The sequence below is a fragment of the Endozoicomonas sp. ALC020 genome (genome assembly GCF_049275935.1).
GTDB lineage: Bacteria > Pseudomonadota > Gammaproteobacteria > Pseudomonadales > Endozoicomonadaceae > Endozoicomonas_A.
On sequence record NZ_CP184830.1, the window covers coordinates 2,102,259 to 2,127,615 of the forward strand.

At 46.1% G+C, this 25,357-nt stretch carries 17 protein-coding genes; 4 read left to right on the forward strand and 13 right to left on the reverse strand.

Annotated features, from left to right (window positions below; all coding sequences use genetic code 11):
• Nucleotides 1-19 precede the first annotated feature (19 nt).
• On the reverse strand, nt 20-922 hold the full coding sequence (locus ACOJUO_RS07130) for a LysR substrate-binding domain-containing protein (RefSeq protein ID WP_422136039.1): 903 nt from the start codon (nt 920-922) through the stop codon (nt 20-22).
• A gap of 424 nt (nt 923-1,346) precedes the next feature.
• Between ACOJUO_RS07130 and ACOJUO_RS07135 the strand changes: the two genes are divergently transcribed.
• Nucleotides 1,347-1,643, forward strand: a complete 297-nt coding sequence (locus ACOJUO_RS07135; RefSeq protein WP_422139379.1) for a hypothetical protein — start codon at nt 1,347-1,349, stop codon at nt 1,641-1,643.
• Between the two features lie 383 nt (nt 1,644-2,026).
• Here ACOJUO_RS07135 and ACOJUO_RS07140 read toward each other — a convergent pair whose 3' ends face one another.
• The 5 genes from ACOJUO_RS07140 to mnmG all read right to left on the reverse strand — a co-directional run bounded on the left by ACOJUO_RS07140 (nt 2,027) and on the right by mnmG (nt 7,271).
• Nucleotides 2,027-2,197: a hypothetical protein gene (locus ACOJUO_RS07140; RefSeq protein WP_422139380.1), complete on the reverse strand. Its 171-nt coding sequence runs from the start codon at nt 2,195-2,197 to the stop codon at nt 2,027-2,029.
• A gap of 115 nt (nt 2,198-2,312) precedes the next feature.
• Nucleotides 2,313-3,218 (reverse strand): ParB/RepB/Spo0J family partition protein, encoded by a 906-nt coding sequence (locus tag ACOJUO_RS07145; RefSeq protein ID WP_422137049.1) that lies wholly within the window; start codon nt 3,216-3,218, stop codon nt 2,313-2,315.
• Nucleotides 3,215-4,021 (reverse strand): ParA family protein, encoded by an 807-nt coding sequence (locus tag ACOJUO_RS07150; RefSeq protein WP_422136042.1) that lies wholly within the window; start codon nt 4,019-4,021, stop codon nt 3,215-3,217. The genes ACOJUO_RS07145 and ACOJUO_RS07150 overlap by 4 nt, the downstream gene beginning before the upstream one ends.
• Before the next feature lie 52 nt (nt 4,022-4,073).
• A complete protein-coding gene (gene rsmG / locus ACOJUO_RS07155; protein ID WP_422139381.1) occupies nt 4,074-4,718 on the reverse strand; it encodes a 16S rRNA (guanine(527)-N(7))-methyltransferase RsmG in 645 nt (214 codons plus the stop codon).
• Nucleotides 4,719-5,396: 678 nt separating this feature from the next.
• Complete coding sequence (gene mnmG / locus ACOJUO_RS07160) at nt 5,397-7,271, reverse strand: tRNA uridine-5-carboxymethylaminomethyl(34) synthesis enzyme MnmG (RefSeq protein WP_422137050.1); 1,875 nt, start codon at nt 7,269-7,271, stop codon at nt 5,397-5,399.
• Nucleotides 7,272-8,265: 994 nt separating this feature from the next.
• Between mnmG and ACOJUO_RS07165 the strand changes: the two genes are divergently transcribed.
• On the forward strand, nt 8,266-9,282 hold the full coding sequence (locus ACOJUO_RS07165) for a Fe(3+) ABC transporter substrate-binding protein (RefSeq protein WP_422139382.1): 1,017 nt from the start codon (nt 8,266-8,268) through the stop codon (nt 9,280-9,282).
• A gap of 241 nt (nt 9,283-9,523) precedes the next feature.
• Here ACOJUO_RS07165 and ACOJUO_RS07170 read toward each other — a convergent pair whose 3' ends face one another.
• From ACOJUO_RS07170 to ACOJUO_RS07200, 7 genes are all read right to left on the reverse strand, one after another.
• A complete protein-coding gene (locus ACOJUO_RS07170) occupies nt 9,524-11,041 on the reverse strand; it encodes an IS1182 family transposase (protein WP_422132798.1) in 1,518 nt (505 codons plus the stop codon).
• Between the two features lie 359 nt (nt 11,042-11,400).
• Nucleotides 11,401-12,414: an IS110 family transposase gene (locus tag ACOJUO_RS07175; protein ID WP_422132667.1), complete on the reverse strand. Its 1,014-nt coding sequence runs from the start codon at nt 12,412-12,414 to the stop codon at nt 11,401-11,403.
• A gap of 397 nt (nt 12,415-12,811) precedes the next feature.
• On the reverse strand, nt 12,812-15,337 hold the full coding sequence (locus ACOJUO_RS07180) for a DnaA ATPase domain-containing protein (protein ID WP_422139383.1): 2,526 nt from the start codon (nt 15,335-15,337) through the stop codon (nt 12,812-12,814).
• A gap of 382 nt (nt 15,338-15,719) precedes the next feature.
• Complete coding sequence (locus ACOJUO_RS07185) at nt 15,720-18,341, reverse strand: ATP-binding protein (RefSeq protein ID WP_422139384.1); 2,622 nt, start codon at nt 18,339-18,341, stop codon at nt 15,720-15,722.
• A 381-nt stretch (nt 18,342-18,722) separates the two neighbouring features.
• Entirely contained in the window at nt 18,723-21,239 is a 2,517-nt protein-coding gene (locus tag ACOJUO_RS07190) for an ATP-binding protein (RefSeq protein ID WP_422139385.1), read from the reverse strand.
• 303 nt (nt 21,240-21,542) lie between these two features.
• A complete protein-coding gene (locus tag ACOJUO_RS07195; protein WP_422136048.1) occupies nt 21,543-21,878 on the reverse strand; it encodes a hypothetical protein in 336 nt (111 codons plus the stop codon).
• Nucleotides 21,859-22,131, reverse strand: coding sequence for a type II toxin-antitoxin system Phd/YefM family antitoxin (locus ACOJUO_RS07200; protein ID WP_422136049.1), 273 nt, complete (start codon nt 22,129-22,131; stop codon nt 21,859-21,861). The genes ACOJUO_RS07195 and ACOJUO_RS07200 overlap by 20 nt, the downstream gene beginning before the upstream one ends.
• A 184-nt stretch (nt 22,132-22,315) precedes the next feature.
• On the opposite strand from ACOJUO_RS07200, the gene ACOJUO_RS07205 reads away from it, so the two are divergent.
• Both ACOJUO_RS07205 and ACOJUO_RS07210 read left to right on the forward strand, forming a co-directional pair.
• Nucleotides 22,316-24,034, forward strand: a complete 1,719-nt coding sequence (locus ACOJUO_RS07205; RefSeq protein WP_422139386.1) for an ABC transporter permease — start codon at nt 22,316-22,318, stop codon at nt 24,032-24,034.
• Entirely contained in the window at nt 24,031-25,089 is a 1,059-nt protein-coding gene (locus ACOJUO_RS07210; RefSeq protein ID WP_422136063.1) for an ABC transporter ATP-binding protein, read from the forward strand. The genes ACOJUO_RS07205 and ACOJUO_RS07210 overlap by 4 nt, the downstream gene beginning before the upstream one ends.
• Nucleotides 25,090-25,357 lie beyond the last annotated feature (268 nt).

Here is a 25,357-nt window from a genome sequence, read left to right on the forward strand (position 1 = left end):
AATGAATGGCGTTCAATAGCTAATGGACCAAAAGCTCGTCATCCCATTGCAAAATAAACTCAGAGACTTTCTTGATCACGCCACTTCGATATTTTTTCCTGTTAAGTAACAGATAAAAATGACGATTCAGAGTCAGGTCAGACACGTTGATGGTCGATAGCAGACCGGCATTCCTGGCCCGCCATATAGCCAGGTTGGAAATACAACCAATACCCAACCCTTCCATAACAGCCTGCTTGACGGCTTCGGCCCGGTTAAGACTCATTATAACGTTAGGTGTACATAAACGTGTTGCCAAGACTTCATCAAACAGTTCCCGGGTTCCTGAGCCTGGCTCCCTGAGTATCCACTCTTCGTGTTTCAGGGACTGAAGATCCACGGTCTTCCCGGCCATGGGGTGGTCAGGATGACAAATAATAACAAGCTCATCTTCGCGCCAGGGGATCACTTCTATTTCCGGGTGCAGGCAGCTGCCTTCAACGACGCCCAGATCAATCTCCATAGCCAATATTCTCTGCTGAATACTGCGGGTATTTTCGACCGCCAGTTCGGCCCTGATATGGGGAAATTCCTTGAAAAACCTCCCAAGAATACGAGGCATCAGGTTATTACCAATGGTAGAACTTGCATGTATCTTCAGCGTTCCCTCTTTATAGCAGCTGTCCTCTATAAACTGGGTTTCAATCTCGTGGGCCCGATCAATCAGCTCTGCTGCCATGGGTAATAATGATCGACCAGAGTCGTTTAATGCCATGGACGCACCAGCATGTCGGTCAAATAAGGGGCCTAAATGCTTTTCCAGTTCTGACAGTGCCATACTGGCAGCGGGCTGCGAAATAAACAGGGATTCTGCTGCTGCTGTAACTCTGCCGGACTGGGCGATCGCCTTAAAGATTTCAAGCTGCCTCAATGTGATACGCATTTACTGCTCCGATATCCATTGCCAGCTCAAAAAGGACGGTGAAATCCCGGGTGGCATAGATAAAATTAACACCTTAAATTTTAGGAGTTGTTATTAGTGAACAGGACACCAAAACCTGGGTTGGCCTAAAAAAATGACACCCGCAATGAAAGAGGTCCTTCGTTACACGCACATTATAAAATAGAGTACGTCATCCCTCGATAACCTTAACGACTTTTGTAATAAAACCGTCAAGATTTTTAAGTAGATTTAGGTTTTCCTCATTTGTCTATCAATTACTCACTCATAAGTGCTCATTATAAGACTCTCTTGATTTATTGATTATTCAGGGAATAAGCCTACTCCTTATAATGCAGTCACCCTCGCAGATCAATAATAACACTTATCTTAGAGTTGTTTTGAAACCGTACTCAGAAAGATTTTTATGATAATTGTCCAAGAAGGAGTGGCTATGTACCAAGAATATAATGATCGAAATGTAAAGCATTGGGTTGATCTTAAAAAACAAACATCCGTTCTTGAAAAGATTGTGTACTGCAAACAAAAGAGAAAGTATTCATCAACACTTTATAATCTTGGTGCTTTTTTCCGTAAAGCAGATAAACATTTGAAATATTCAGGTCTTCGAAAAAGTTACCCGGTTTTGTCTGCTCCTGCGACTTATTGCAGGACAATATTCGAACACTTTTTCAAGGCTAAATCTTGTCTGACCATGCATTGAGCTACTTTTTAATAACCGACAAACTTGCCAGTTTTCAGGAGCCCGGTAACAATAACACACAACCCATAAGTTTGACTTATATGCGCCTGTAATTTTATTGATTATCCAGAAAGACTTTCAGAACTCTATAATTCGTTCACCATCATCAAGCGCTATAAATAGCCGCTACCTTCAACCTCCGACATTGAAAGATAAGCTGCTATAAGAGGGATCAGAATAAAACACAACAAGATAAAATAAATGTACAAAATATCTATTATCAGCATCTGGTAATGTATTAATCGATGCTGTGAAAATGGTATCGGATTTTGTTTCTTTAAACCCGTGATCATCAGGACAAAATCCGATAGCTTTTTCCAAGCTGACCAGTGTACGACAAGGTATTAGGCTGCTTTATGCAGCCGTTTTTTTACCTGTAATAACTTCTCTTTTTTGCCGGGAGCCGTTTCAACTGTCACATTCAGGTCTATCTTGCTAGGAGCCTGACCTTTTCCTTCGGCTAATATAATCTGCCAAAATCTGACGATTTTCATCCGGGGAAGCGAAAGCAACAAACGCCTCTCCGGTACCTGCAATATTATCGCCACAAAACGGGCAGGTTAATTGACAATCACGCTGGTATCAGGGTTTTGCGAACAACCTGCCTAGTGTTTATTGGGTATCGGACACTTATTGAATATGCGCCAGAACCCCGTCCAGTTCATCCAGGCTATTGTAGGAAATCACCAGTTTTCCCTTGCCTTTGGCGTTATGAGTAATGGCAACCCTGGCTCCGACACGATCCGATAAGTCATCTTCCAGACGCTTGATGTCAGGATCTATTTTCATCGAGGTTTTTTTCTTGCCCTGTTCTTTTTCCTGCACCATGCGACGCATCAGAGCTTCTGTCTGGCGAACTGAGAGTCCTTTGGCCACAACCGTTCTTGCGGCTTCCAGCTGCTCCATATCAGACAGGGGCAACAGAGCCCGGGCGTGACCCATCTCCAGGTCACCGTATTCCAGCATTTTCTTCACGTCAGAACTCAAAGACATCAGACGTAAGATGTTGGCTACCGCTGCTCTGGATTTACCCACGGCCTCAGCCACTTCCTGCTGCGTCAGTTCAAACTCTTTCTGCAAGCGGGACAGCGCAATGGCTTCTTCAATGGGATTAAGATCTTCCCGCTGAATGTTCTCAATCAGAGACATCGCTATGGCTGCTTCGTCAGGAACATCCCGAACCAAGGCTGGTACCTCCGCCAGACCAGCCAGCTGTGCGGCTCTCCAGCGACGCTCTCCGGCAATGATTTCATAACGATTCCGGGACAGAGGACGAACCACAATAGGCTGCATGATGCCCTGGGCTTTGATACTTTCAGCCAGTTCTTCCAGCGCATCCGGATGCATATCCCGACGAGGCTGATATTTGCCACGCACCATAAACTCGACAGGAATCTCTTTAAGTTCCTTATTCTGAAGTGTTTCGCCTTCAGGCGTTTCTGTCGGGTTGGTTAGTTCATCGGAAACCGATGATGAGAGGTTAGCGCCTCCCATCAATGCACTTAAATTGGTGCCAAGACGTTTTTTAGCCATCAGGTCCCTGTCTTCCTTTCAGTCTTGAGCCCCTTGTTAAGAGCCTCTTGTCTGCGAACCAGCTCACCCGCCAGCGCCAGGTAAGCTACCGCCCCCCTGGAGGTTCGGTCATAAGCCAGCACTGGTTTGCCATGGCTCGGGGCCTCAGCCAGACGCACATTCCGTGGAATAACGGTACGATAAACCTGATCACCAAAATGACCAATCAGCTGTCTGGATACTTCGTTGGTCAAACCCATTCGGGGGTCGTACATAGTCCTGAGTAGCCCCTCAATATGGAGCTTCGGATTAATGGTCTGTCTGATACCGGTAATGGTTTCCATCAGGGCAGTTAAACCCTCCAGCGCATAATATTCGCACTGCATCGGGATAATAACGCCTTCTGCAGCCACCAGAGCATTCAGCGTCAGCATATTAAGCGACGGTGGGCAATCAATCAGAATATAGTCATAGTGTTCACTGACAGAAGCCAGTGCACTTCTCAGTCGGGTTTCTCTGGCTTCCATCGACATAAGCTCTACTTCAGCGGCAGTGAGGTCAGCGTTAGTGGGAACTACGTCGTAGCCCGCATCTTCAGCGTTCTCAATAGCCTGATCGATGGCGCATCGCCCGGTCAGAACCTGATAGGAGGAATACTCCAGGTCATGTTTATTGATACCACTTCCCGTCGTGGCATTTCCCTGAGGGTCCATATCAACCAGTAACACCTTTCGCTTGGTCGCTACCAGAGAGGCGGACAGGTTGATGCAGGAAGTGGTCTTTCCTACCCCACCTTTTTGGTTCGTTACCGCAAGAATTTTTCCCACTGCCAATCGCTACCGTATCGTCTTTATGTTTGTGAAAAGCTGTCTGTTTAAATTACACGTCAGCCTTCAGGATAACCAGATGCCTTTGTGCTTCACAACCCGGGACGTCAAGGGCATGGCTTTCCAGCAGGGAAATTTCTGGTCTTAGCTGCTTCAGATCGACCAGTTCCTGTTCCGGGAACAGGCCTTTCATTGCCAGAAACTTACCACCTGCCTTGATCAGATGGTGGCTGCCATTCACCATATCAGCCAGAGAACTGAATGCTCTGGACATAATAACGTCAAATGGCTGGACTGCCTCAAAGGATTCTACCCGGCAATTCGCCACTGTGATATTTTCAAGACCCAGCTCTGTTTTGGCCTGAGTCATAAAACGGGTTTTCTTACCATTACTGTCCAACAGGGTGTAGTGCTTTTCTGGATTAAGGATCGCCATAGGTATGCCTGGCAGACCGGGCCCGGAACCTACGTCCATCAGATGATCCCCTTCCATAAAGGGCGCAATACTCAGGCTGTCGTGTATGTGTCGTGACACCATTTCCAGCGGATCCCTGACGGCGGTCAGATTATAAGCTTTGTTCCATTTGGCAAGCAGCTCTACATAACCTGTCAGCAAGTCTGCCTGGCTGTCCGCCAGTATCAGAGATTGCGCAACTGCTCCCTCGCAGATGCGTTCACGTAAGGACAGAAAAGACATCAAGAAACAGTCCAGATAGGGTACATGGATTCACAGCCTCACGGCTTGATGGATAGTGTATTGCAAATAGCAGATTCAGTCGAATTCATAACCTTCTGATTGCACGTTAATTTTCATAGTCTTATTGATAAAAAAACAGTATCGAACCCGATTTGCGACTTTGCAGGCTGAAATTAAACCTTCTCGATGGTGAACAACCGGTTTGGCGGATAGGTTTAAAGAAAAGGTCGGAGTACAAATCGTCGATCAGACAAGAGATGGTGATGATAAACTCTTGGCTGTGCCTCTACTAATTTCTCTGGGAAGTCACACAATGCGTTATCAACAAACTTATGAAAAAAATAATCAAACGACTCTCACAGACTATTCTGAGCAGGCTTAAGTCAGCGGTTGATCTTTTCTCAGGTGATCCGTCAGAAACCAGATTGACTGTTAGAGAGCAGACTCAGTTAATCACTGACTTTTCACCATCGACTCTGAATATCAGGAAACCCACTCTGATCACTCAACCCGTCACGCCCTATTCGGTAAAAAAAGGACGAGTGGCTCCGCGTAATCCTCTAAAAACAAAGCGCCAGTCATACCGTGACTTGGCTCTGAAAAGGAGTAACCGATTCCCGAATCGAAGCAGGCTTGATTTCTCGACCAGAAAGTCAAGCCTGCGTCAGCGGGTCAAAATCAGGCAACCATCGAGCGTTTTTTAAGATGAATCAGTAGCAAGGAAACCGCTGCGGGCGTCATCCCCTGAATTCGGGAAGCCCGTCCCAGAGTTTCAGGCCTGTTATCATTAAGCTTCTGCTTCAGCTCATTAGACAACCCCTCGATCACACTGTAATCCAGAGCCTCAGGAATCTTTGTGCCCTCATAACGGCGCAGACGATCAATCTCTTCCGTCTGGCGATGGATATAACCTTCGTATTTGGTAGCAATTTCAACCTGCTCACAGACCTGGGGATTAGCTTCCGGTTCACCGGAGAGTGCGGCAACATCCGCATAAGTCAGCTCGGGACGACGCAGCAGTTCCTGCAGGCTGTATTCACGACTGATGGGCTTGGAGAGCTTATTGTCGATTTTTGCAGAAGCTTCGGTCTCTGGATGAATGAATGTGGTCCGAAGGCGTTCATGTTCCTTCTCAATTCGCTCTTTTTTGTCGCAGAATGCCGACCAGCGCTCATCGTCCACCAGACCCAGCTCACGACCTTTTTCTGTCAGACGCAAATCGGCATTATCTTCACGCAGAATCAGACGATATTCGGCACGGCTGGTAAACATTCTATAGGGTTCACTGGTGCCATTGGTAATCAGATCGTCCACCAGAACGCCAATGTAGGCTTCGTCCCTGCGAGGACACCAGCTCTCTTTACCCTGCGCTCTCAGTCCAGCATTTAAACCAGCCAACAGTCCCTGGGCCGCAGCTTCTTCATAGCCAGTAGTGCCATTAATTTGCCCGGCAAAGAACAAACCACCGATCGCTTTTGTTTCAAGAGAATATTTCAAACCTCTCGGGTCAAAATAATCGTATTCAATGGCATAACCCGGACGGGTAATATGCGCATTTTCCAGACCAGGGATGGAACGCACCAGATCGACCTGAACGTCGAAGGGAAGACTGGTAGAAATCCCATTGGGGTAGAGCTCATTGGTATTCAGACCTTCTGGCTCAAGGAATACCTGGTGTGAAGACTTGTCGGCAAAGCGGGTGATCTTGTCTTCAATAGAAGGACAGTATCTTGGGCCAATACCTTCAATCACCCCGGTAAACATAGGTGAACGGTCAAGACCACTACGAATGATCTCATGGGTCCGTTCGTTGGTGTGGGTAATATAACAAGACACCTGACGGGGATGCTGTTCGACAGAGCCCAGATAGGACATGACCGGAACCGGAGTATCACCCGGTTGCTCTGCCATCATCGAAAAATCAACAGAACGGGCGTCAATACGGGCAGGCGTCCCTGTTTTCAGACGCTCAACGGCCAGATCAAGATCTCTCAATCGATTGGCCAAGGCTATAGAGGGAGGGTCTCCAGCTCTGCCACCGCTGTGATTTTCCAGACCAATATGAATTCGTCCACCCAGAAAAGTTCCTGCAGTCAGGACCACACTGGTTGCAAGGAAACGAACCCCCATGTTGGTCACCACACCGGTAACCTGACTCTGTTCAACCATCAGGTCATCAGCGGATTGCTGGAATATCCACAGGTTGTCCTGGTTTTCCAGAATGTTTCGGATCGCTTCTTTATAAAGTGCCCGATCAGCCTGGGCACGGGTGGCTCTGACAGCTGGCCCCTTTCGTGCATTCAAAACCCGAAACTGAATACCCGCCAAATCCGTAGCCCGACCCATGGCACCACCCAGGGCATCCACTTCTTTCACCAGGTGACTTTTGCCAATACCACCGATGGCAGGATTGCAGGACATCATCCCCAGAGTTTCGATGTTATGGGTCAACAAGAGTGTTTTAACACCCATACGTGCAGAAGCAAGAGCAGCCTCTGTGCCCGCATGGCCACCACCAATCACTATCACATCAAACCGGGTTGGAAAGTCCACTGCCAAGGTCACATCACCTTTGTTCGTTTATGGGTCTGGTAAAAAGGAGGCGGATTATACCTCAGCTCTTTTGTCCACAACATGCATCTTTCATGACAAATGCCTTTCCGCCTGTTTTTCCCGATGAGGACTCGTTCAGTTAAAGGCTCTGTTCCTATTGGCGTAAAGCATAGTGCCTTATCAGCCAGGGGTTCAGTCGTAAAGCCCGAAATCTTGTATGTCGTCTTCCTACTGCTTCTAGAGGTCCTTACCTGTGAGTAACATTAAAAACAATAGCCGTCTTTAACGTAGTGTTTATTAGATATTTTTATTATAAATAGTGTGAGTAGTTTCTGTGGATAAGCAAAAAAAGTATATATATATCAATATTTTAAAAAATGAATAAGTGTGTCAGTCTACTGTTGGAATCTTTCGGTTAAGGTGTAGTTTTCTTGTGGATAAAAGAGCCTTTTTCCACAATCGAAATTTATCAATATCTTATCCCGGTATCTATAAATAGTTTCTCTATGTAGCTTTCCACAAGGCATTTCTAACAGAACCACGCCAATGAAAGGTTGATAAAACCTGCGTTTGAAGCGTATTTAGACTTATAAAGCGGTATTTTTTATCCACAACAGGGTATGAGCGACTTCGAATAGTCGGAAGGTTTTTCGCAGACTGATAATTTCTGAAGGGATGGAGAAAAAGAAGATCAGATAAGACGCAGAGTGTTATGGAAGCTCAAGGACACCTCAACCATAAGGAAGGGCATTCGCTCAACCCAGAATCCTGGTCCTGCTCTTTAGTTGGGTGGATTGACAACAATGTTTTGAACTTTCATTCCAAAAACTATTCCAAATTAATGAATGCTATTTGTGAAATATGGTATGCGAATAGAACAAAAAAGTTAGTACTTATGTTCATAAAAACTGGCGATAAGACGAAATTTCTGTAGAATGCGCGAATGATAATGTTTCCTATTTAGATTGATATTATAAAAATACGGTTGTCGTCCATGTTGAAAAATAAAGTCTCTTCAGCACTTTTAGCAGCAGGTCTTATGGCTGCATCTGCTATCTCCCTGGCCGCAGAAGTGGTTAATGTTTACTCCTATCGTCAGCCTTTTCTGGTTGAACCTCTGTTCGCAGAGTTCACCAAAGACACTGGTATTGAAGTCAACATGGTGTTTGCCAAAAAAGGTTTGAGTGAGCGTCTCGAACGTGAAGGCAAACTGAGCCCCGCTGACCTGGTATTGACGACAGACATCAGTCGACTGATGAATCTGGTTGAAAAGGATCTCAGCCAGCCCGTTGACAGCCAATCAATCAATAACGACATTCCTGCCCAGTATAGAGACCCTGAGGGTGAATGGTTTGCCCTGACCAAGCGTGTCAGAAATATCTACAGCACCAAACGTTCAGAGAAGCCGGAAGGCATCACTTACGACGATCTGGCCGATCCAAAGTACAAAGGCAAAATCTGCACACGCAGTGGTAAAAACGCCTATAACGTAGGTCTCGTTGCTGCTTATGTCGCTCACAATGGTGAGGAAGCGACTAAAGAATGGCTTGAAGGTTTCAAGGAAAACCTGGCCCGTCGCCCTCAGGGTAATGACCGTGCCCAGGTAAAAGCTATCACGGAAGGCGTTTGCGACCTCTCTATCGGTAACAGCTATTACTTCGGCAAGATGATGACCAATGAAGAACAGCGTCCATGGGCTGAGTCCGTTTACATCAACTTCCCTGATCAGAAAGGCAATGGCTCTCACGTCAACGTCAGTGGTATGGTTCTGACCAAATACGCTCCCAACAAAGACAATGCCGTTAAGTTAATGGAATTCCTGGCCAGTCAAAAAGCTCAGGCCACCTTCGCTGAAGTCAACATGGAATACCCTGTAAATCCTGATGTACCGGTTTCCAAAATGGTTGCTTCCTGGGGTGAGTTCAAATCCGACGATCTGCCTGTTTACAAGCTGGCAGAGAACTATGCGACCGCTCAGAAACTGTTAGACGAAGTCCGTTTTGATCTGTAATTAAAAGGCCTTTCGACCTTCCGGAGAGTCGGCGGCTGCTTGCTGGCTCTCTGCTTCTGACTCTGGTCTATGAGGCCTTGACGCCTTATCCTTCGATGTAAAAGCAATTCTGCTAGGAGCCTGACCGAGAATAGCGCAACCAGACCAACAGAAGTTTTCCCAAATCTTAAAATGAGCAAAAAATATCCAATTATTAGTGGGATTTTGCTCATTTTTGCATATTTATGCCTTCTCACAGCCTCTATGCTGCCTTTTTAGCCTCTTTCAAATCTTCAAGACGGATTGACCTCGTGGAAGCCGCTTTTACAAATTTTTTGATATTATGCGCAGTGCATACCAGTGAAAATTCCGCTGAAACTTTTTCTTTGCCGCGGAGACTGAACCCTCGGAAACCAGATTCTTTTATCTGTCCAAATGGTGGCTCAGCAATAACTTTACGACGCTCATATATGGCTTTCGCACCGGCTGTCTCCATTTTCTTATTCATAGCCTGACGTGCTTTTTCAAACTTATCGGTACGGATAACCCTGCCAGCCTCTTTCTTTGAATCACTGCAATTCCGACGATAAGGGCATTCCCTGCATACCGTCTTGTTTGCCCGGTAGCTTTTTCTTTTGCTTTTGCTGGCCGGGTTCGTTACCAGCTTTTCCCCTGCCGGACAGATAAATACATCAGCTTCGGAATCATACGCAAAATCCGCTTTGACAAACTTCCTGTCAGAGCTTTCAAGGTCGTCAGCGGCAGGCTTCTCCGCCTTGTCGGTTGCGATATAGGCATCAATCTCATGTCGCTCGACTGTATGTAAGTTTGACCCTGAAAAGTAACCATTATCCATACTCCACTTATCTACAGCCGCGCCATCAGTGGCTCCTGATAATGCCCTCAGCGCCGGCTCCACTTCCTGTACATCGTTGGCGTGTTGGCTGACATGCTGGCCAACAATGATCTGGTTATCGGAATCAACTGTAATTTGAGCATTGTAGCTGTACTCACAATACCCCTTCTTGCTCATCACGCGGGCATCGTGATCTGCAAAACTGATCTGCTTTTTGTCGTCTATTGGTTTGTCTGGATTTAAAGCTTTTTCACGTTCTTCAAGTGCTTTCTTGGCCTCTTTGATTTTTTTCAGGCGCTCTTCTTTAAACTGGAGGTCTTCAGGAATGCTGTAACCATTGGTTGCTTTGTAGGCGTCATCTTCTTCCTGATCACACTGACTGGCTTTTTTGATCAGCTCATCCACTTCGGCACTGAGTTCTGCCTCTTTCGCTTTGAGCCTCCCGTAGCTCATGGCCTTGTGTTTTGAGCTGTTGGCTTTGAACTTGGAGCCGTCCAGGCTGATATGACCCAGTGATGCCATTTTGAGTTCAATGGCCAGTTTGACTGACTGTTTGAAGCAGTCATGGAAAAACGACAGATTATCCTTACGAAAGTCACCAAGAACCCTGAAATTCGGGCAGTTCATTTGTGAGATATACATGAACGCCAAGTCTTGTCGACACCGTCGCTCAATCTCACGGGAACTGAAAACACCATGGCTGTATGCGTAGATCAGAATAGCGACAATGAGCTTTGGAGGGTATGCGTGCTGACCAAGGTGGTGATATTTTTTTTCGACTTCAGACGTATTAATGTTCTGAAAAATGCTTTCATAAATAAAACAATCATGATCTTTGGGAAGCAAATCGAAAACGTTGGTTGGGAACAGCAGATGCTGATCAAACTCAACAGGACTGTCCTTAAACTTTGGTGGTGGTGACATTTGGCATAATCAGAGTTGGTTTAAGGCTTATCATAACAGATAAGCCTATTCTCGGTCAGGCTCCTAGGAGCCTTATATGGTCCGCCCCGTTTTGCAAGAGCCTGTTTTGTTAATTAGCAAACAAAGATAACTGCAATCATATATACGGCCTATTCATGAGGTCTAACCCTCTGGCCCTGATGGGTATCCGCGCAACCTGGCCTTATCAGTCCGACGGCCTCAAGGGCCAAGGCTCCTATCAGGTTTCAGGTTGCCGGTTTTTACCTGTTTGCCATCAACTGTACATGCTCATCGCAATCTGCGGGGGGTCCCCTTTGATTAAGCTTATGCTTTACTTTGCCGCTGCCGCCTTTACCTCATTATGCAGCCTTGTAAACTTCATTTCGGGTCATGATGACCCAGACAATCCGAGCCATTTTATTAGCCAGACCAACGGCGGCAACGTTGTGATTGCTGCGCTCATTAAGTTGGCTAACCCATTTTTTACAGCGGTCATCCTTATTTTTGAGGCAGTGGAGTACCGAACGTGCGCCGTGTATCAATAATGTGCGCAGGTATTTATCACCCCGTTTACTGATGCCCAGCAGGACTGACTTACCGCCTGTGGAATGCTGTCTTGGAACTAATCCCAACCATGCGGCAAGGTGTCGACCAGATTTAAAATACGTCGCATCACCAACGGCTGCCTTCAATGCTGTGGCAGTGATGGCTCCGATACCCGGCATAGTCATCATTCGACGACATTCGTCGTCGTTTTCAGCCAGCTCCTGAATTTTCTGGTCATACTGTTGAATACGCTTGTCAAGACTGGCCAACTCTTCTGATAAACCATGTAGCAGCTCACGAGTCAGCGAATGGAGTCCATTTTCAGCATCTTCCAGAATTCGTGGAAGCTGTGCACGAACTTTACCAATACCCTGGGCAACCACAATACCTTCTTCCAATAGTGACCCCCGGATCTGGTTAACCAGGGCAGTTCTCTGATCAACCGCTTGTTGACGATAGCGGTGCAGAAGTTGCCAGGCCTGCTGCTCTGACGTTTTAACAGGTACAAAACGCATGCTGGGCCGTGAAGCTGCTTCTGCAATCGCTTCAGCATCGTTGTAGTCATTTTTGTTGGTCTTGACATAAGGCTTGACAAATTGAGGTGAAATCAGCTTGACAGTATGCCCATAGTTCTTGAATAACCGAGCCAAATAGTGAGCACCACCACAAGCTTCCATAGCGATAATGCATGGCTCCAGATTTGCCACGTACTCCAGAAGGTTCTTCCTGGACAACTTCTTTCTGATGACTTTGCTACCCTGGTCATCAACACCAAACAGGTGAAAGTTGTTCTTGCCAATATCGATACCAAGTACTGAAATAGTCATGGGTGGTTCGCTCCGGTTAATCCTGTTTAAATGGTTAACTCCATTTTGGCTCATTTGAAGCCGTTTAGGAGGGGCGGACCATCCCATTAGACCGAGAATAGCGCCCGTAGCGAGGACGGCAGAAAATTGAGTATGAAAATTCGGTTTTGTGAGGAGAATAGCGAGCTATTTGACGAACAAAAGCGGATTTTCAGACCAATTTGCTGCCGCCGCAGTAGGGCAGTCTATTCTCGGTCAGGCTCCTAGCAGCCTGTCGGACTTAAGCGTCCGTAGCGAGGATTGCAAGAAACAGAGATTTTTAGACCAATTTATTGCAACCGCACGACTGCATGGATGCAGGAGCTAGAGCAACGCAGGAGCAGTTGCCGTGTAGGACAGTCTTAAGTCCGACAGGCTGCTAGAGTCCGGATTCCGAAAAGTCCCGGAACATATGCTTGAGTCGGTCATCAATACGGAGCCTGTAATTTTTAATATAGAAGTCACCCTCTAAATAATTCAGTACACTTTTTAACAATAATGAGCGGTCTTTGGTTTTAACCACCAGCTTTAAGCCTTCATCGTGTACTCTCTGAACAATATTTGTGAACTGCTCAATTTCAATTTTACCACCAGCAGCATCACACTCCATAAAAACAGCCTGATGCTGTGTTTTGGATAAATCGCTGAGAAAGTAATCTAGACTAAATTTTTGTGGGAGTCCGGGCAAAAGAGGGGAACCCACCTGGCGGATCTGATCTGCCGGAATACTGAGTATTCCGGCCACTTCGTCTATTGATACAGCGCGCTCAGTGATCACTGCTGCCGCCTTGCCACCCTGATACTGAACCAGTTGCGATATTGCATCAGCAGCATGAACTTCAGGACTGCGCCACCATTGGGAACGGCGACTGTCTCCTTGCAAATCGCTCAGATAAAGAAAGTTATGGGCTTCCCTGGTTAAGGGATCAATAACGTCAGGGGTTGCATCTTTGACAGGAATATGAACATTTGAACTGACCATGATGGCTTTGTTATGAGTCATCACATGTCTCATTGTTTTAGCCAGAAGTTTTTTGCTAAATAAGCCGTTGGCATCATCAATGACCACCAATTCCTTTCCGGCAAGCTTTTCGTCGATCTTTTCAGCCCATAGCGTTTCATTACCCTCTAAGTCCTCGAACAAAGTACCTGCTGTAACATCGTCTATATAAAGGGTGTCAACACCATATTCGGCTGCTTTTTTGGCAACCGCTGTACATAGATGTGTTTTTCCTATTCCCGCTGATCCGCTCAGGAATAGTCCCATGGGTTTTTTATGCGAGGCTTCATACTGATTATTTATCACAGCGTGTGCGAACTTCAGGGCTGTATCTTTCATCCGTTCCTGCTGTTTTGAGTCGGCTTTGAATTGATCAAAATCAGAATCAAGATTTTCAATGGTGAACGGTGAAACCTGATGCACCGGCTTTGGTTCCATAGTCGGTGTGACAGGCAACACTGGTTGACAATGCCAGACTTGATCGCACTGCGACAAAAAATATTTCCAGTAATTATTACTGAAGCGAAGTGCACAAGTGATGCCAACAATGGGGTAGTCATGGGGTACTGTATGGTCTTTCAGCTGGGCATAATGCCTTTCCCCCTTTTCGATTGCACGGATTGTTTCAGGACCCTGTGGTTTATTGTAACCATCAATCAGTATTTTTTTGACTTGGTCGTAGGTTTTCGGTTCAACAAATTCATTCGGACCAAACCCCAGATAGAGATTCTGTCCGCTGCTGTTTTGCCCGGTGCATATCAGATTAAAACCTGTAGCATTACCGAATTTATGTTTCTTCGTGTAGTCACTTACGCCCGAAATGTAGATGATATCACCCTTTTTGAAATCCCGTTTTGACAGTTCCTTGTCACTTGAAGTAATGCCGGTTTCGTCAAGGTGCGAAAGATTGTAAAACAGATTATAGATAGGGTTGCTGATTTCGATCGGTGTTAAATTTTCAGCACCATTCACGAAGTCAGAAGAGCTTTGGCTAATTGTGCAGGAAATTCTAAAATTTGCCACCGGTGAACCAAAGATCCGGTTGAATTCGTCGGTGCCAATGATGGATTCAATGGCTCGATACTGACAGGCCAGCATGGTTGTCGCACAGTCTGCAATGGTAGGGCCATGAAAAAAAGCATTCAGACATTCACTGGGGGTATGCCCGTTATCCTCTGCTACAAAGCTGTTTATATAAGTCCTATCAAAATATTTTGGTAGAGTGTGTTTCACGAGGTTAATACCGTTTGACAACTTGGGAAGTTCATAGTCCATATAATCCTCATCATAAAAAACACCCAGACGTTTGCTTACTTCCAGGACTTTTGGCGAACTGGAAGCATTGTTGGTTGCCGTGACAAAGCTATTGTCCCATTGGGTAGAACTTTCGTCCATAAACGGGACGGGATCATAAAAGCTTGTCATGACTGAGCTCCGCTCTTCGTATGATGTGTTAAGTTGCTGGAGCCAATGAATCGTTTTATTGGCAAATTGTTCATCCATGGGCTTGTTACTGTGACTTACCGGGAAGGGTTTGTAAGAGGGAGTTATCACGTCTAAAGATTTGAAATGAATTGCCATAATAGCATCATCAGCTTTTGAGACAGAGGCATTAGAGGAGGGACGATATTGTTTTGAACCTTGTGCAGATATAACAGTACTGCTTGCGGCAGTTTTAGACTCTTCAATGATTCTTTTCCTCAGCCTCTGCGTCTGCCCGCTTGAATCTGCCCTTTCTTTCGGGTTTTCAGCGATGTTCATCTCACCACCATTTTTTACTGGCGAGGGCTTTACACTTCTTGAGGTGGAACCTGAAGTGGTGGAAGTGGGGCTATTTTCTGTTTTTCCGAATTGGAAAGGTACAGCGGGCAGATAGCCGGTAGAAGTAAAAGTTACACTATCCATAATTAATCGTCCTTTTAAGTTGTATCTACTGTTACTACCGTCCTTGTGGTTAGCTCATTTGCCTGGCAAGTTTAATTCTTTATGACAGTACTTCAGGCAATCTAAAAAGAAGGGGTAAATTATCCGAATATTGTACTATCGCTCTATTTATTTAGACAGAAAGGAAATGATTTAGTTCACTGCTAAAGGGGGGCTCAAATCAGGAATTTGAACCCTAATCTACTAAATTGCGTATTTGAAGCTGATTGGTCGCTTCCCGAGCTGAGTTCAAATCCGACGATCTGCCGACTTCTTATTCTGCTAATGACTAACTTTGGTCGAGGCTTCGGCGCCTTAGCTTTCGATGTAAAAGCAATTCTGCGGGCCGAGCCCCGAGTCAACTCTAGAGTCCGGATTCCGAAAAGTCCTGGAACATATGCTTGAATCGGTCACCAATTCGGAGCTTGTACGTTTCAAGATAAATGTCTTTCTCCAGGATATCCGGTACAGCTTTTAACAATAATGAGCGGTCTTCGGTTTTTACCACCAGCTTTAAGCCTTCGTCGTGTACTCTCTGAACAATATTTATGAGCTGCTCAACATCACGTCTATAAACAGGATCACACGCCATAAAAACAGCCTGATGCTGTGTTTTGGATAAATCGCTGAGAAAGAAATCGGGGCTTATTTTTAGTGGGAGTTCGGGCAAAATAGGGGAACCCACCTGACGGATCTGTTCTGCCGGAATACTGAGCATTCTGGCCATTTCGTCTATTGATACAGCGTTCTCGGTGATGACTGCTGCCGCCCTGGGGCCATGATACTGACCCAGTTGCGATATTGCATCAGTAGCCTGTATTTCAGGGCTGTGCCACCATTGGGAACGGCGACTGTCCCCCTGCAAATCGCTCAGGTAAAGAAAGTTATGGGCTTCCCTGGTTAAGGGATTAATAACGTCAGGGGTTGCATCCTTGACAGGAATATAATTATTTGAACTGAGCATGATGGCTTTTTTATCAGTCATCACATGTTTCATTGTTTTTGCCAGAAATTTTTTGCTAAGGCATCCGGTGTTGGCATCATCGATGACCACCAAATCCTTACCGGCAAGCATTTCGTCGATCTTTCTGGCCCATTGCTCTTCTTTACCCTGGTAGTCCATATACAGATCGCCTACCATAGCTTCGTCTATGTAAAGGACGTTGGCACCGTATTCGGCTGCTTTTTTGGCAACAGCTACACAAAGGTACGTTTTTCCTATTCCCGGTGATCCAGTCAGGAATAGTCCCATGGGCTTTTTGTGCGAGGCTCCACCCTGATTATTAATCACAGCGTGTGTGAACTTCAGGGACATATCCCTCATCAGTTCCTGTTGTTCTGAGTCGGGTTCCAATTGATCCAGATCAGCATCAAGATTTTCAATGGTGAACGGTGAAACCTGATGCACCGGCTTTGGTTCCATAGTCGGTGTGACAGGCAACTGCGGTTGATGATGCCAGACTTGATCGCGCTGCGACGAAAAATATTCCCAGAACAGATTACTGAAGCGAAGCGCACAAGTGATGCCAATAATAGGGTGGTCATGGGGTAGAATACTGTCTTTCAGCCGGGCATACTGCGTTTCCCCCTTTTTGATTGCATAGTTTGTCACAGAATTCTGTGGTTTATTGTAGCCATCAATCAGTATTTTTTTGACTTGGTCGTAGGTTTTCGGTTCATCAAATCTATCCGGACCAAAACCCAGATAGAGATTCTGTCCGCTGCTGTTTTGCCCGGTGCACATCAGATTAAAACCTATAGAACAACCGCTTTTATGTTTCTCCAGGTAGCTTTCAACGCCCTGAATGTAGATGATATCACCCTTTTTGATATTCCGTTCTGACAGTTCCCTGCCAGTTAAATTAGTGCCGGTTTCGTCACTGAGCGAAAGATTGTAAAACAGATCATAGATAGGGTTGCTGGCATCGATTGGATCAATATTCCCGACGTTAGTAGTGTGTTTGCTGGTATGCGACATAATCGTGCAGGAAATTCTGAACTTTGAGATCGGTGCACCAAAGATCCGGTTGAATTCGTCGGTGCCAATGATGGATTCAATGGCTCGATACTGACAGGCCAGTAAAGCCGTTGCACAGTCCGCAAGGGTAGGACCATGAAAAAAAGCATTCAGACACTCACTGGGTGTATGCCCGTTATCCACTGCTACAAAGCTGTTTCTGTTACCCAGGTCAAAAAATTCTGGTAGTGTGTGCCGCCCGAGGTAGATACCGTATAACAGCTCGGGAAGTTCATATTTCTTATAATCCTCAGGATAAAATATACCCAGACGTTTTCTTAACTCCAGCCGTTCTATCCCCTCATACATCTGAGCAAAGGAAGGAGAACAGTCTGCCCTGGCTGAGTCAGAAAGAGAAAAACTTGTCGAGTCTAAGCCAGTGTTCAATTTGGTAACACTGACTTTTTCTAACGGTGCTTTTTTATGAAAATTATAAAAATCATAAATGCTTGTCATGACCGAGCTCCGCTCTTCGTATGATGTGTTAATGTGCTGGAGCCAATGAATCGTATGTTCGGCAAATAGTTCATCCATGGGCCTATTACTGACACTTGCCGGGAAGGATTTGTAAGAGGGAGTTATCTTGCGCAAAGATTCAATATGGTGTTCTTGAATACCCCGATCAACTTCGTCGAAAGGGTCATAGAAGTAGGGTCGGTATTCTTTTGAACCTTGTGTAGATATGACAGTACCGCTTGCGGAGAACGAAGTACTGGAATTTTCAATTATTCTTTTCCTCAGGCTCTGCGTCTGCCCGCTTGAATCCACCCTTTCTTTCGGGTAGTCAGTGACGCTCATCTCACCACCATTTTTTATTGGCGAGGGTTTTACACTTCTAGAGGTGGAACCGGAAGTGGTGAGAGAGGGGCTATTTTCAGCCGTTATTTCAGATGATTTAGTCACTGTTTTTCCGTATTGGAGAGGTACACCTGACTGATGGCCGGTAGCAAAAACATTTACATTATCCATAATTAATCGTCCTTTATTAAGTTGCATCTGCTGTTAATACCGTCCTTCTGGTTAAGTACTCAACCATACGAAATCATATTTTCTGACTCATTGTTCAGGCACTCTAAAAAGAAGGAGTAAATTATCCGAATCTTGTACTATCGCTCTATTTATTTAGACAGAAAGGAAATGATTTAGTTCACTGCTGAAGGGGGCTCAAATGAATTTGAACCCTAATGTACTAAATTGTGTAATTGAAGCTGACTGGTCGTTTCATGGGGTGAGTCCAAATCCGACGATCTGCCTGGCTTCTTGCTCTGCTAATGACTGACTTTGGTCGAGGCTTCGGCGCCTTAGCTTTCAATCTAAAAGCAATTCTGGGGGCCGAGCCCCGAGTCAACTTTACAGTCCGGATTCCGAAAAATCCCGGAACATATGCTTGAGTCGGTCAGCAATACGGATCCTGTACTTTCTAATACTGAAATCTTTCTCTAAATAATTCAGTACATCTTTTAACAATAATGAGCGGTCTTCGGTTTTAACCACCAGCTTTAAGCCTTCATCGTGTACTCTCTGAACAATATTTATGAACTGCTCAATTTTAATTTTACCACCAGCAGCATCACACTCCATAAAAACAGCCTGATGCTGTGTTTTGGATAAATCGCTGAGATGGGAATCGGGGCTTGCTTTTTGTGGGAGTCCGGGCAAAAGAGGGGGACCCACCCGGCGGATCTGTTCTTCCGGAATACTGAGTATTTTGGCCATTTCGTCTATTGATATAGCCCTCTCAGTGATGACTGCTGCCGCCCTGGGGCCTTGATACTGACCCAGTTGCGATAATGCATCAGCCGTCTGAACTTCAGGGCTATGCCACCATTGGGAACGGTGACTGTCTCCCTGCAAATCGCTCAGGTAAAGAAAGTTATGAGCTTTCCTGGTTAAGGGATCAATAATGCCAGGGGTTGCATCTTTGGCAGGAATATGAACATTTGAACTGACCATGATGGCTTTGTTATGAGTCATCACATGTCTCATTGTTTTTGCCAGAAGTTTTTTGCTAAGTAAGCCGTTGGCATCATCGATGACCACCAATTCCTTTCCGGCAAGCTTTTCGTCGATCTTTTCAGCCCATAGCGTTTCATTACCCTCTAAGTCCTCGAACAGAGTACCTGCTGTAAAATCGTCTATATAAAGGGTGTCAACACCATATTCGGCTGCTTTTTTGGCAACCGCTGTACATAGATGTGTTTTTCCTATTCCCGCTGATCCGCTCAAGAATAGTCCCATGGGCTTTTTATGCGAGGCTTCACACTGATTATTTATCACAGTGTGTGCGAACTTCAGGGCCGTACCTTTCATCAGTTTCTGCTGTATTGAGTCGGCTTTGAATTGATCAAAATCAGAATCAAGATTTTCAATGGTGAACGGTGAAACCTGATGCACCGGCTTTGGTTCCATAGTCGATGTGACAGGCAACAGTGGTTGGCAATGCCAGACTTGATCGCACTGCGACAAAAAATCTTCCCATCGCTCATTACTGAAGCGAAGCCCACGAGTGATACCAACAATAGGGGAGTCATAGGGCAGAATACTGTCTTTCAGGTCTGCATAATGCGTTCCCCCCCTTTTAATTGCATGGATTGTTTCAGGACTCTGTGGTTTGTTGTAACCATCAATCAGTATTTTTTTGACTTGGTCGTAGGTTTTCGGTTCATCAAATTTATCCGGACCAAACCCCAGATAGAGATTCTGTCCACTGCTATTTTGCCCGGTGCATATCAGATTAAAACCTATAGCAGTACCGAATTTATGTTTCTCCATGTAGATCGCTACGCCCTGAATGTAGATGAGATCACCCTTTTTGATATCCCGTTCTGACAGTTTCCTGACAGGGCAGTTATCGTCAGTGCGGTTAAGATCGTGAAACAGATTATAGATAGGGTTGCTCAAGTCGATCGGTTCTAATTTTTCAGCAATATTCGCGAGGCTAGAAGAGTTTTTGCTGGTATGCGACATAATCGTGCAGGAAATTCTGAACTTTGAGACCGGTGCACCAAAGATTCGGTTGAATTCGTCGGTGCCAATGATCGATTCAATGGCTCGATACTGACAGGCCAGAATAGTTGTCGCACAGTCTGAAATGGTAGGACCATGAAAAAAAGCATTCAGACACTCACTGGGTGTACGCCCGTTATCCTTTGCTACAAAGCTGTATCTGAAAGTATGATCAAAATATTTTGGCAGTGAGAGCAATCCCAAGCCGCTGGCTTTTGACAGCTCGGGAAGTTCGTAGGCCTTATAATCCTCAGCATAATAAACACCCAGGCGTTTTCTTTCTTCCAACAATTCTGGCACACGAGAAGAATCGTACGTAAAGGTTGCACTGGGTATACCACTGCTCGAATAGGTGTAAGTTATGACCAATGTCTTAGGTATTTCACGAAATCTTGTCATGACTGAGCTCCGCTCTTCGTATGATGTGTTAAGTTGCTGGAGCCAATGAATCGTTTTATTGGCAAATTGTTCATCCATGGGCTTACTACTGTCACCTACCGGGAAGCGTTCGTAAGAGGGAGTTATCGGACGTAAAGATGCGAATTGATTTGCCACAATATAATCATCAGATCGGAAGTCAGGGTTATCAGAGCAGGGACGATTTTGTTCTGAGCCTTGTGCAGATATGACTGCACCGTCTGCAGCAGTTTTAGAATTTTCAATTTTCCTTTTCATCAGGCTCTGCGTTTGCCCGCTTGAATCCGTCATTTCTTTGGGGTTGTCAGCGACGCTCATCTCACCACCATTTTTTACTGGTGAGGGCTTTACAGCTCTTGAGGTGGGGGAGCTATTTTCAGCAGCTATTACACCGGGCAGATAGCTATAGCCGTAGCCGGTAGCAAAAGTTTTTACATTATCCATAATTAATCGTCCTTTATTAAGTTGTAGCTGTTGTTAATACCGTCCTTGTGGTTAGCTCATTTGCCTTGCAAATTTAATGCTTCATGACAGTTCTAAAGGCAATCTCAAGAGAAGGGGTAAATTATTCGTAACTTGTACTATCGCCCTAATATTTAGACAGAAAGGAAATGATTTAGTTCACTACTTTGTATGCGAGAACCAAGCCAGGGCGGCTCCGCTTGTTCCCTGAGCAACGAACTGTGAAACAGGAACCTGCAGGTGACTAACAGGAATCCCCGTCCTACTGGATTTGAATTTTGGCTTTTACGACACCCTCTTCAGAGGGTGTCGCAAAACTTCAGCTCGTTCTCTCGCTCTGAAGTCGTCATTCCCGCGAAGGCGGGAATCCAGCGCCAACGGTGGATCTCTGCCTTCTCGGGGATGACAAGGCCAGGGGGACACCGGGCAGTATGGTTCTGGTGGTGAGTCAGTGTGGATTCCCGCCTTCGCGGGAATGAAGCCGGCAATGACGGGAGTCAGCGCGTTCCCACGGCGGAGAGAGTTTTGCGACCCCCTCTTCAGGGTGGGGAGGATGTCAACTTTCTCGCGTAGAGCTTCGTATACCTGCCAAGTATTACCCTCAAAGACCAATGATCTCACTGATATCCTCTTCACTTGGCTGATAGCCCTCACCCTGGCTATGTGTACTCTGTGAGTCTGCAATCTGCCGCATCAAGCTACTATTCTGCAGCACATAAAGAGTCTCTTGTTCCTGCTCCCAGTCATCAGCACTGATCATCACAAAGTCTTCTCCACCGCGCCGAGTGACCTTAAGCGGAGTGCTGTTGCCCACAACCTTCTCTACAAAACTTTTCAGGTTATCCCTGAACTGATTAACGCTGACACTTTTCATAAATTACCTCTACCTTTGGTGTGCATTATTACCGTACACAATTGAGAGCAGGCATTTAAAAGGCAAGTCTACGCCTAATTGCGTTGCTGTTTGAAAGAGAGATGCAAATTTTACTGATATTCATTCCGTTTTCTGTAAAATTGGCCGCTTGGCAGAGTTCGGACAGATATTTAAACAGACTTTCATGAAACAGGTGCTTACCGCCTTAGAAACACAGGAAAATGACTTATCACCACTCTCTTTGCAGTGTGGCATTGATAAGTCATATTCAAGACAAGGCCTTTCGATCTTCTGGAGAGCTGGCAGCTGGTTGCTGGCTCTTCTGCTTTTTACTCCGTTTTTGGCTCTGGTCTATGAGGCCTCGGCGCCTAGCGGTGAGATTTTTGCTCATCTGCGAAATACTGTGCTGGGCACTTATATCCTCAACACCGTACTGTTGATCCTGGGTGTCGGTATTCTGGGTTTGATCCTTGCCCTTCCTGCAGCCTGGATCATGGCAAACTGTGAAATTCCCGGTAAACGTTATCTGCAATGGCTTCTGGTACTGCCTCTGGCCATGCCCTCTTACGTGGTCGCCTATATCTATACAGACCTGCTGGAATACGCAGGCCCTGTGCAAAGACTGCTGAGGGATTTAACGGGTTGGCAGAGTGCTGCGGATTATTTTTTCCCGGATATTCGCAGTCTGGGTGGCGCAGTCATCATTTTGGCGCTAGTGCTTTATCCTTATCTTTATCTACTGGCCAGAACCGCATTTCTTGAACATTCCCAGAGTCAGATGCTTGCCAGCCGGTTGCTCGGATGCTCTCCTGTTTCCAGTTTTCTGAGGGTCTCAATCCCCATGGCCAGACCGGCTATTGTCACCGGCCTTGCCCTCATGGGTATCGAAACACTGGGTGATTTTGCCACGGTTGATTACTTTGCTGTACCGACTCTCACGACAGCTGTCTATGATACCTGGCTGGGTTATGGCAGTTTGAATGCCGCTGCCAAACTTTCAGCTATCATGCTGGTTGCAGTGATGCTGCTGATCTCACTGGAAAGCTTCAGTCGCAGGAGACAACAGCTGTACCAGAAAAGCACCGGGCAGGACCACAGGAAAGCCTCCGTTTTGAGGGGTTGGAAAAAGGCCCTGGCCTTGTTCTGGTGCTGGATGCTGGTCATATTGGGCTTTCTTCTACCTGCTGCTATTTTGCTGGATTACGTTTTCCGATATTTCAGTGATTCCTGGAACCAGGAATGGCTGACTTACAGCTTCAACAGTTTGAAGGTTTCATTAACCGCAGCCACATCTGCAACACTGGTCGCCTTATTTCTGGGACTGTATCAGCGCCTTCAGGGCAGTCGCTTTGCCAATATTCCTTCCCGGCTGGTTTCCAGCGGATATGCCCTTCCCGGAAATGTTCTGGCGATAGCGGTGTTAACCCCATTAACCCTGTCTGACCACGGTTTGAATGATTTGATTATGGCCTTTGAGTTACCGCCCGTTGGCCTTATTTTCAGTGGCTCGATATTTGCGCTTGTTTTCGCCTATACCGTTCGTTTCTCTGCCGTGGCCGTTGGCAGTGTTGAATCCAGCCTGGGAAGAGTTTCCCCGTCTCTGGATATGGCCAGCCGAACACTGGGATGCAAACCTTCAGAAATGGTGAGGCGCGTTCATATTCCCATGATTCGCAAAGGCTTGTTGACCGGATTTCTGCTGGTTTTTATCGAATCCATGAAAGAGCTGCCGGCGACTCTCCTTTTAAGACCTTTTGGCTTTGAGTCACTGGCTACCCGGGTTTTCCAGTTTGTTTCCGATGAAAGACTGGAAGAGGCTGCTCTGGCAGCATTGATAATGGTACTGGCCGGGCTGATACCACTGATACTTCTGAACCGTTCACTGGAGGCAGAACAAAAATGACCGCCCTGACAATTGCTGGCCTGAGCTGCCGTTATGAACAGACAGAAGTACTCTCTAACCTGAGCCTTGAGGTAGAACAGGGAGAAATTGTTTGCCTGCTGGGTCGAAGCGGCTGCGGCAAAACCACGCTTTTAAAAGCCATTTCAGGTCTTCTTCAGCCTTCTGCAGGGACCATTTCCCTGCACGGTCAGGTCGTCAGTTCAGTCCATGGAACACTGCCCCCGGAACAGCGTGGAATGGGGATGATCTTTCAGGACTACGCTCTGTTCCCTCATCTGAACGTGTTTCACAATATTGCTTTTGGTTTGAAAAACCTTTCCCGCAGAGATACCCGTAAGCGTGTGGAAGCCATGCTGGAGCTGGTCAACCTTTCTGGCCTGGACAAGCGCTATCCTCATGAACTTTCCGGCGGCCAGCAGCAACGTGTTGCCATTGCCAGAGCCCTGGCTAACAACCCTTCCCTGTTGTTACTGGATGAACCTTTTTCCAATATTGACAGTCAGGTAAGACAGAAACTGGTGAGGGAGGTCAGGGATATTCTCAAGCAACAGAAAGTCACTGGACTGTTTGTCACCCATAACCGTGATGAAGGTTTTGCCTTTGCCGATTCCGTTGCCATTATGCACAATGGCAATATTCTGCAGCGAGGTCACTCTTTCGACGTCTATAACCGCCCGGCATCTCGTTTTGTGGCAGAGTTTATGGGGTCTGGAAATCTCCTGCCCTGTGAAGTAATAAACAGTCGCACCGTTTCAACACCAGTCGGTGTCGTTGAGTCATCCACTGATATTTCAGCAGACCCCGGTCAGACTGCGGAGCTGTTTATCCGTCCACAAATGTTTTCGATTGAAAGGTGTCGGTGCGAAAAACCGGTGAATCCTGCCCAGATCAAAAGCCAGCAGTTTATGGGAACCCGATTAAGGACCGAGGTTAAGCTGAAAGAAAATGTTCTGGTTGTGGAAAACTCAACCCCGTTCCCTGAAAGCACACCTGTGGATATTTCGGTAAGACCTCACGACCTGCTTCTGTTTGATCAGAAAGGGGATTCAATCTGATGCTTCAGAGTTTATGTTTTACCCGCTGCAGCCAAGCCTGAGTATCCTGAAAACAAAATCAGGTTGTCAGGCTGATCCGAACTGCTGCTACGAACCATTCATGCCCGCTCTCTCTGTCAGGCCATTGTCGTCTTTGAAAATGTGACCAGATTTCCCACTATGTTTGTGGGTAGAGTTCCGTATAATGACCCACAACTGATACCACTTTCGCCGGGCTGCCGGGACAATTGTTTAAGCAGTATAAACGACGGATATAAAGTGGTTTCTG

Coding starts and splice junctions, on each gene's coding strand:
- ACOJUO_RS07175 (WP_422132667.1), bottom strand. CDS start 12,414: ATGACTATTTCAGTACTTGGTATCGATATTGGCAAGAACAACTTTCAC.
- ACOJUO_RS07130 (WP_422136039.1), bottom strand. CDS start 922: ATGCGTATCACATTGAGGCAGCTTGAAATCTTTAAGGCGATCGCCCAG.
- ACOJUO_RS07165 (WP_422139382.1), top strand. CDS start 8,266: ATGTTGAAAAATAAAGTCTCTTCAGCACTTTTAGCAGCAGGTCTTATG.
- rsmG (WP_422139381.1), bottom strand. CDS start 4,718: ATGTCTTTTCTGTCCTTACGTGAACGCATCTGCGAGGGAGCAGTTGCG.
- ACOJUO_RS07205 (WP_422139386.1), top strand. CDS start 22,316: ATGAAACAGGTGCTTACCGCCTTAGAAACACAGGAAAATGACTTATCA.
- ACOJUO_RS07170 (WP_422132798.1), bottom strand. CDS start 11,041: ATGTCACCACCACCAAAGTTTAAGGACAGTCCTGTTGAGTTTGATCAG.
- ACOJUO_RS07135 (WP_422139379.1), top strand. CDS start 1,347: ATGATAATTGTCCAAGAAGGAGTGGCTATGTACCAAGAATATAATGAT.
- ACOJUO_RS07190 (WP_422139385.1), bottom strand. CDS start 21,239: ATGGATAATGTAAAAACTTTTGCTACCGGCTACGGCTATAGCTATCTG.
- ACOJUO_RS07200 (WP_422136049.1), bottom strand. CDS start 22,131: ATGAAAAGTGTCAGCGTTAATCAGTTCAGGGATAACCTGAAAAGTTTT.
- ACOJUO_RS07185 (WP_422139384.1), bottom strand. CDS start 18,341: ATGGATAATGTAAATGTTTTTGCTACCGGCCATCAGTCAGGTGTACCT.
- ACOJUO_RS07180 (WP_422139383.1), bottom strand. CDS start 15,337: ATGGATAGTGTAACTTTTACTTCTACCGGCTATCTGCCCGCTGTACCT.
- ACOJUO_RS07210 (WP_422136063.1), top strand. CDS start 24,031: ATGACCGCCCTGACAATTGCTGGCCTGAGCTGCCGTTATGAACAGACA.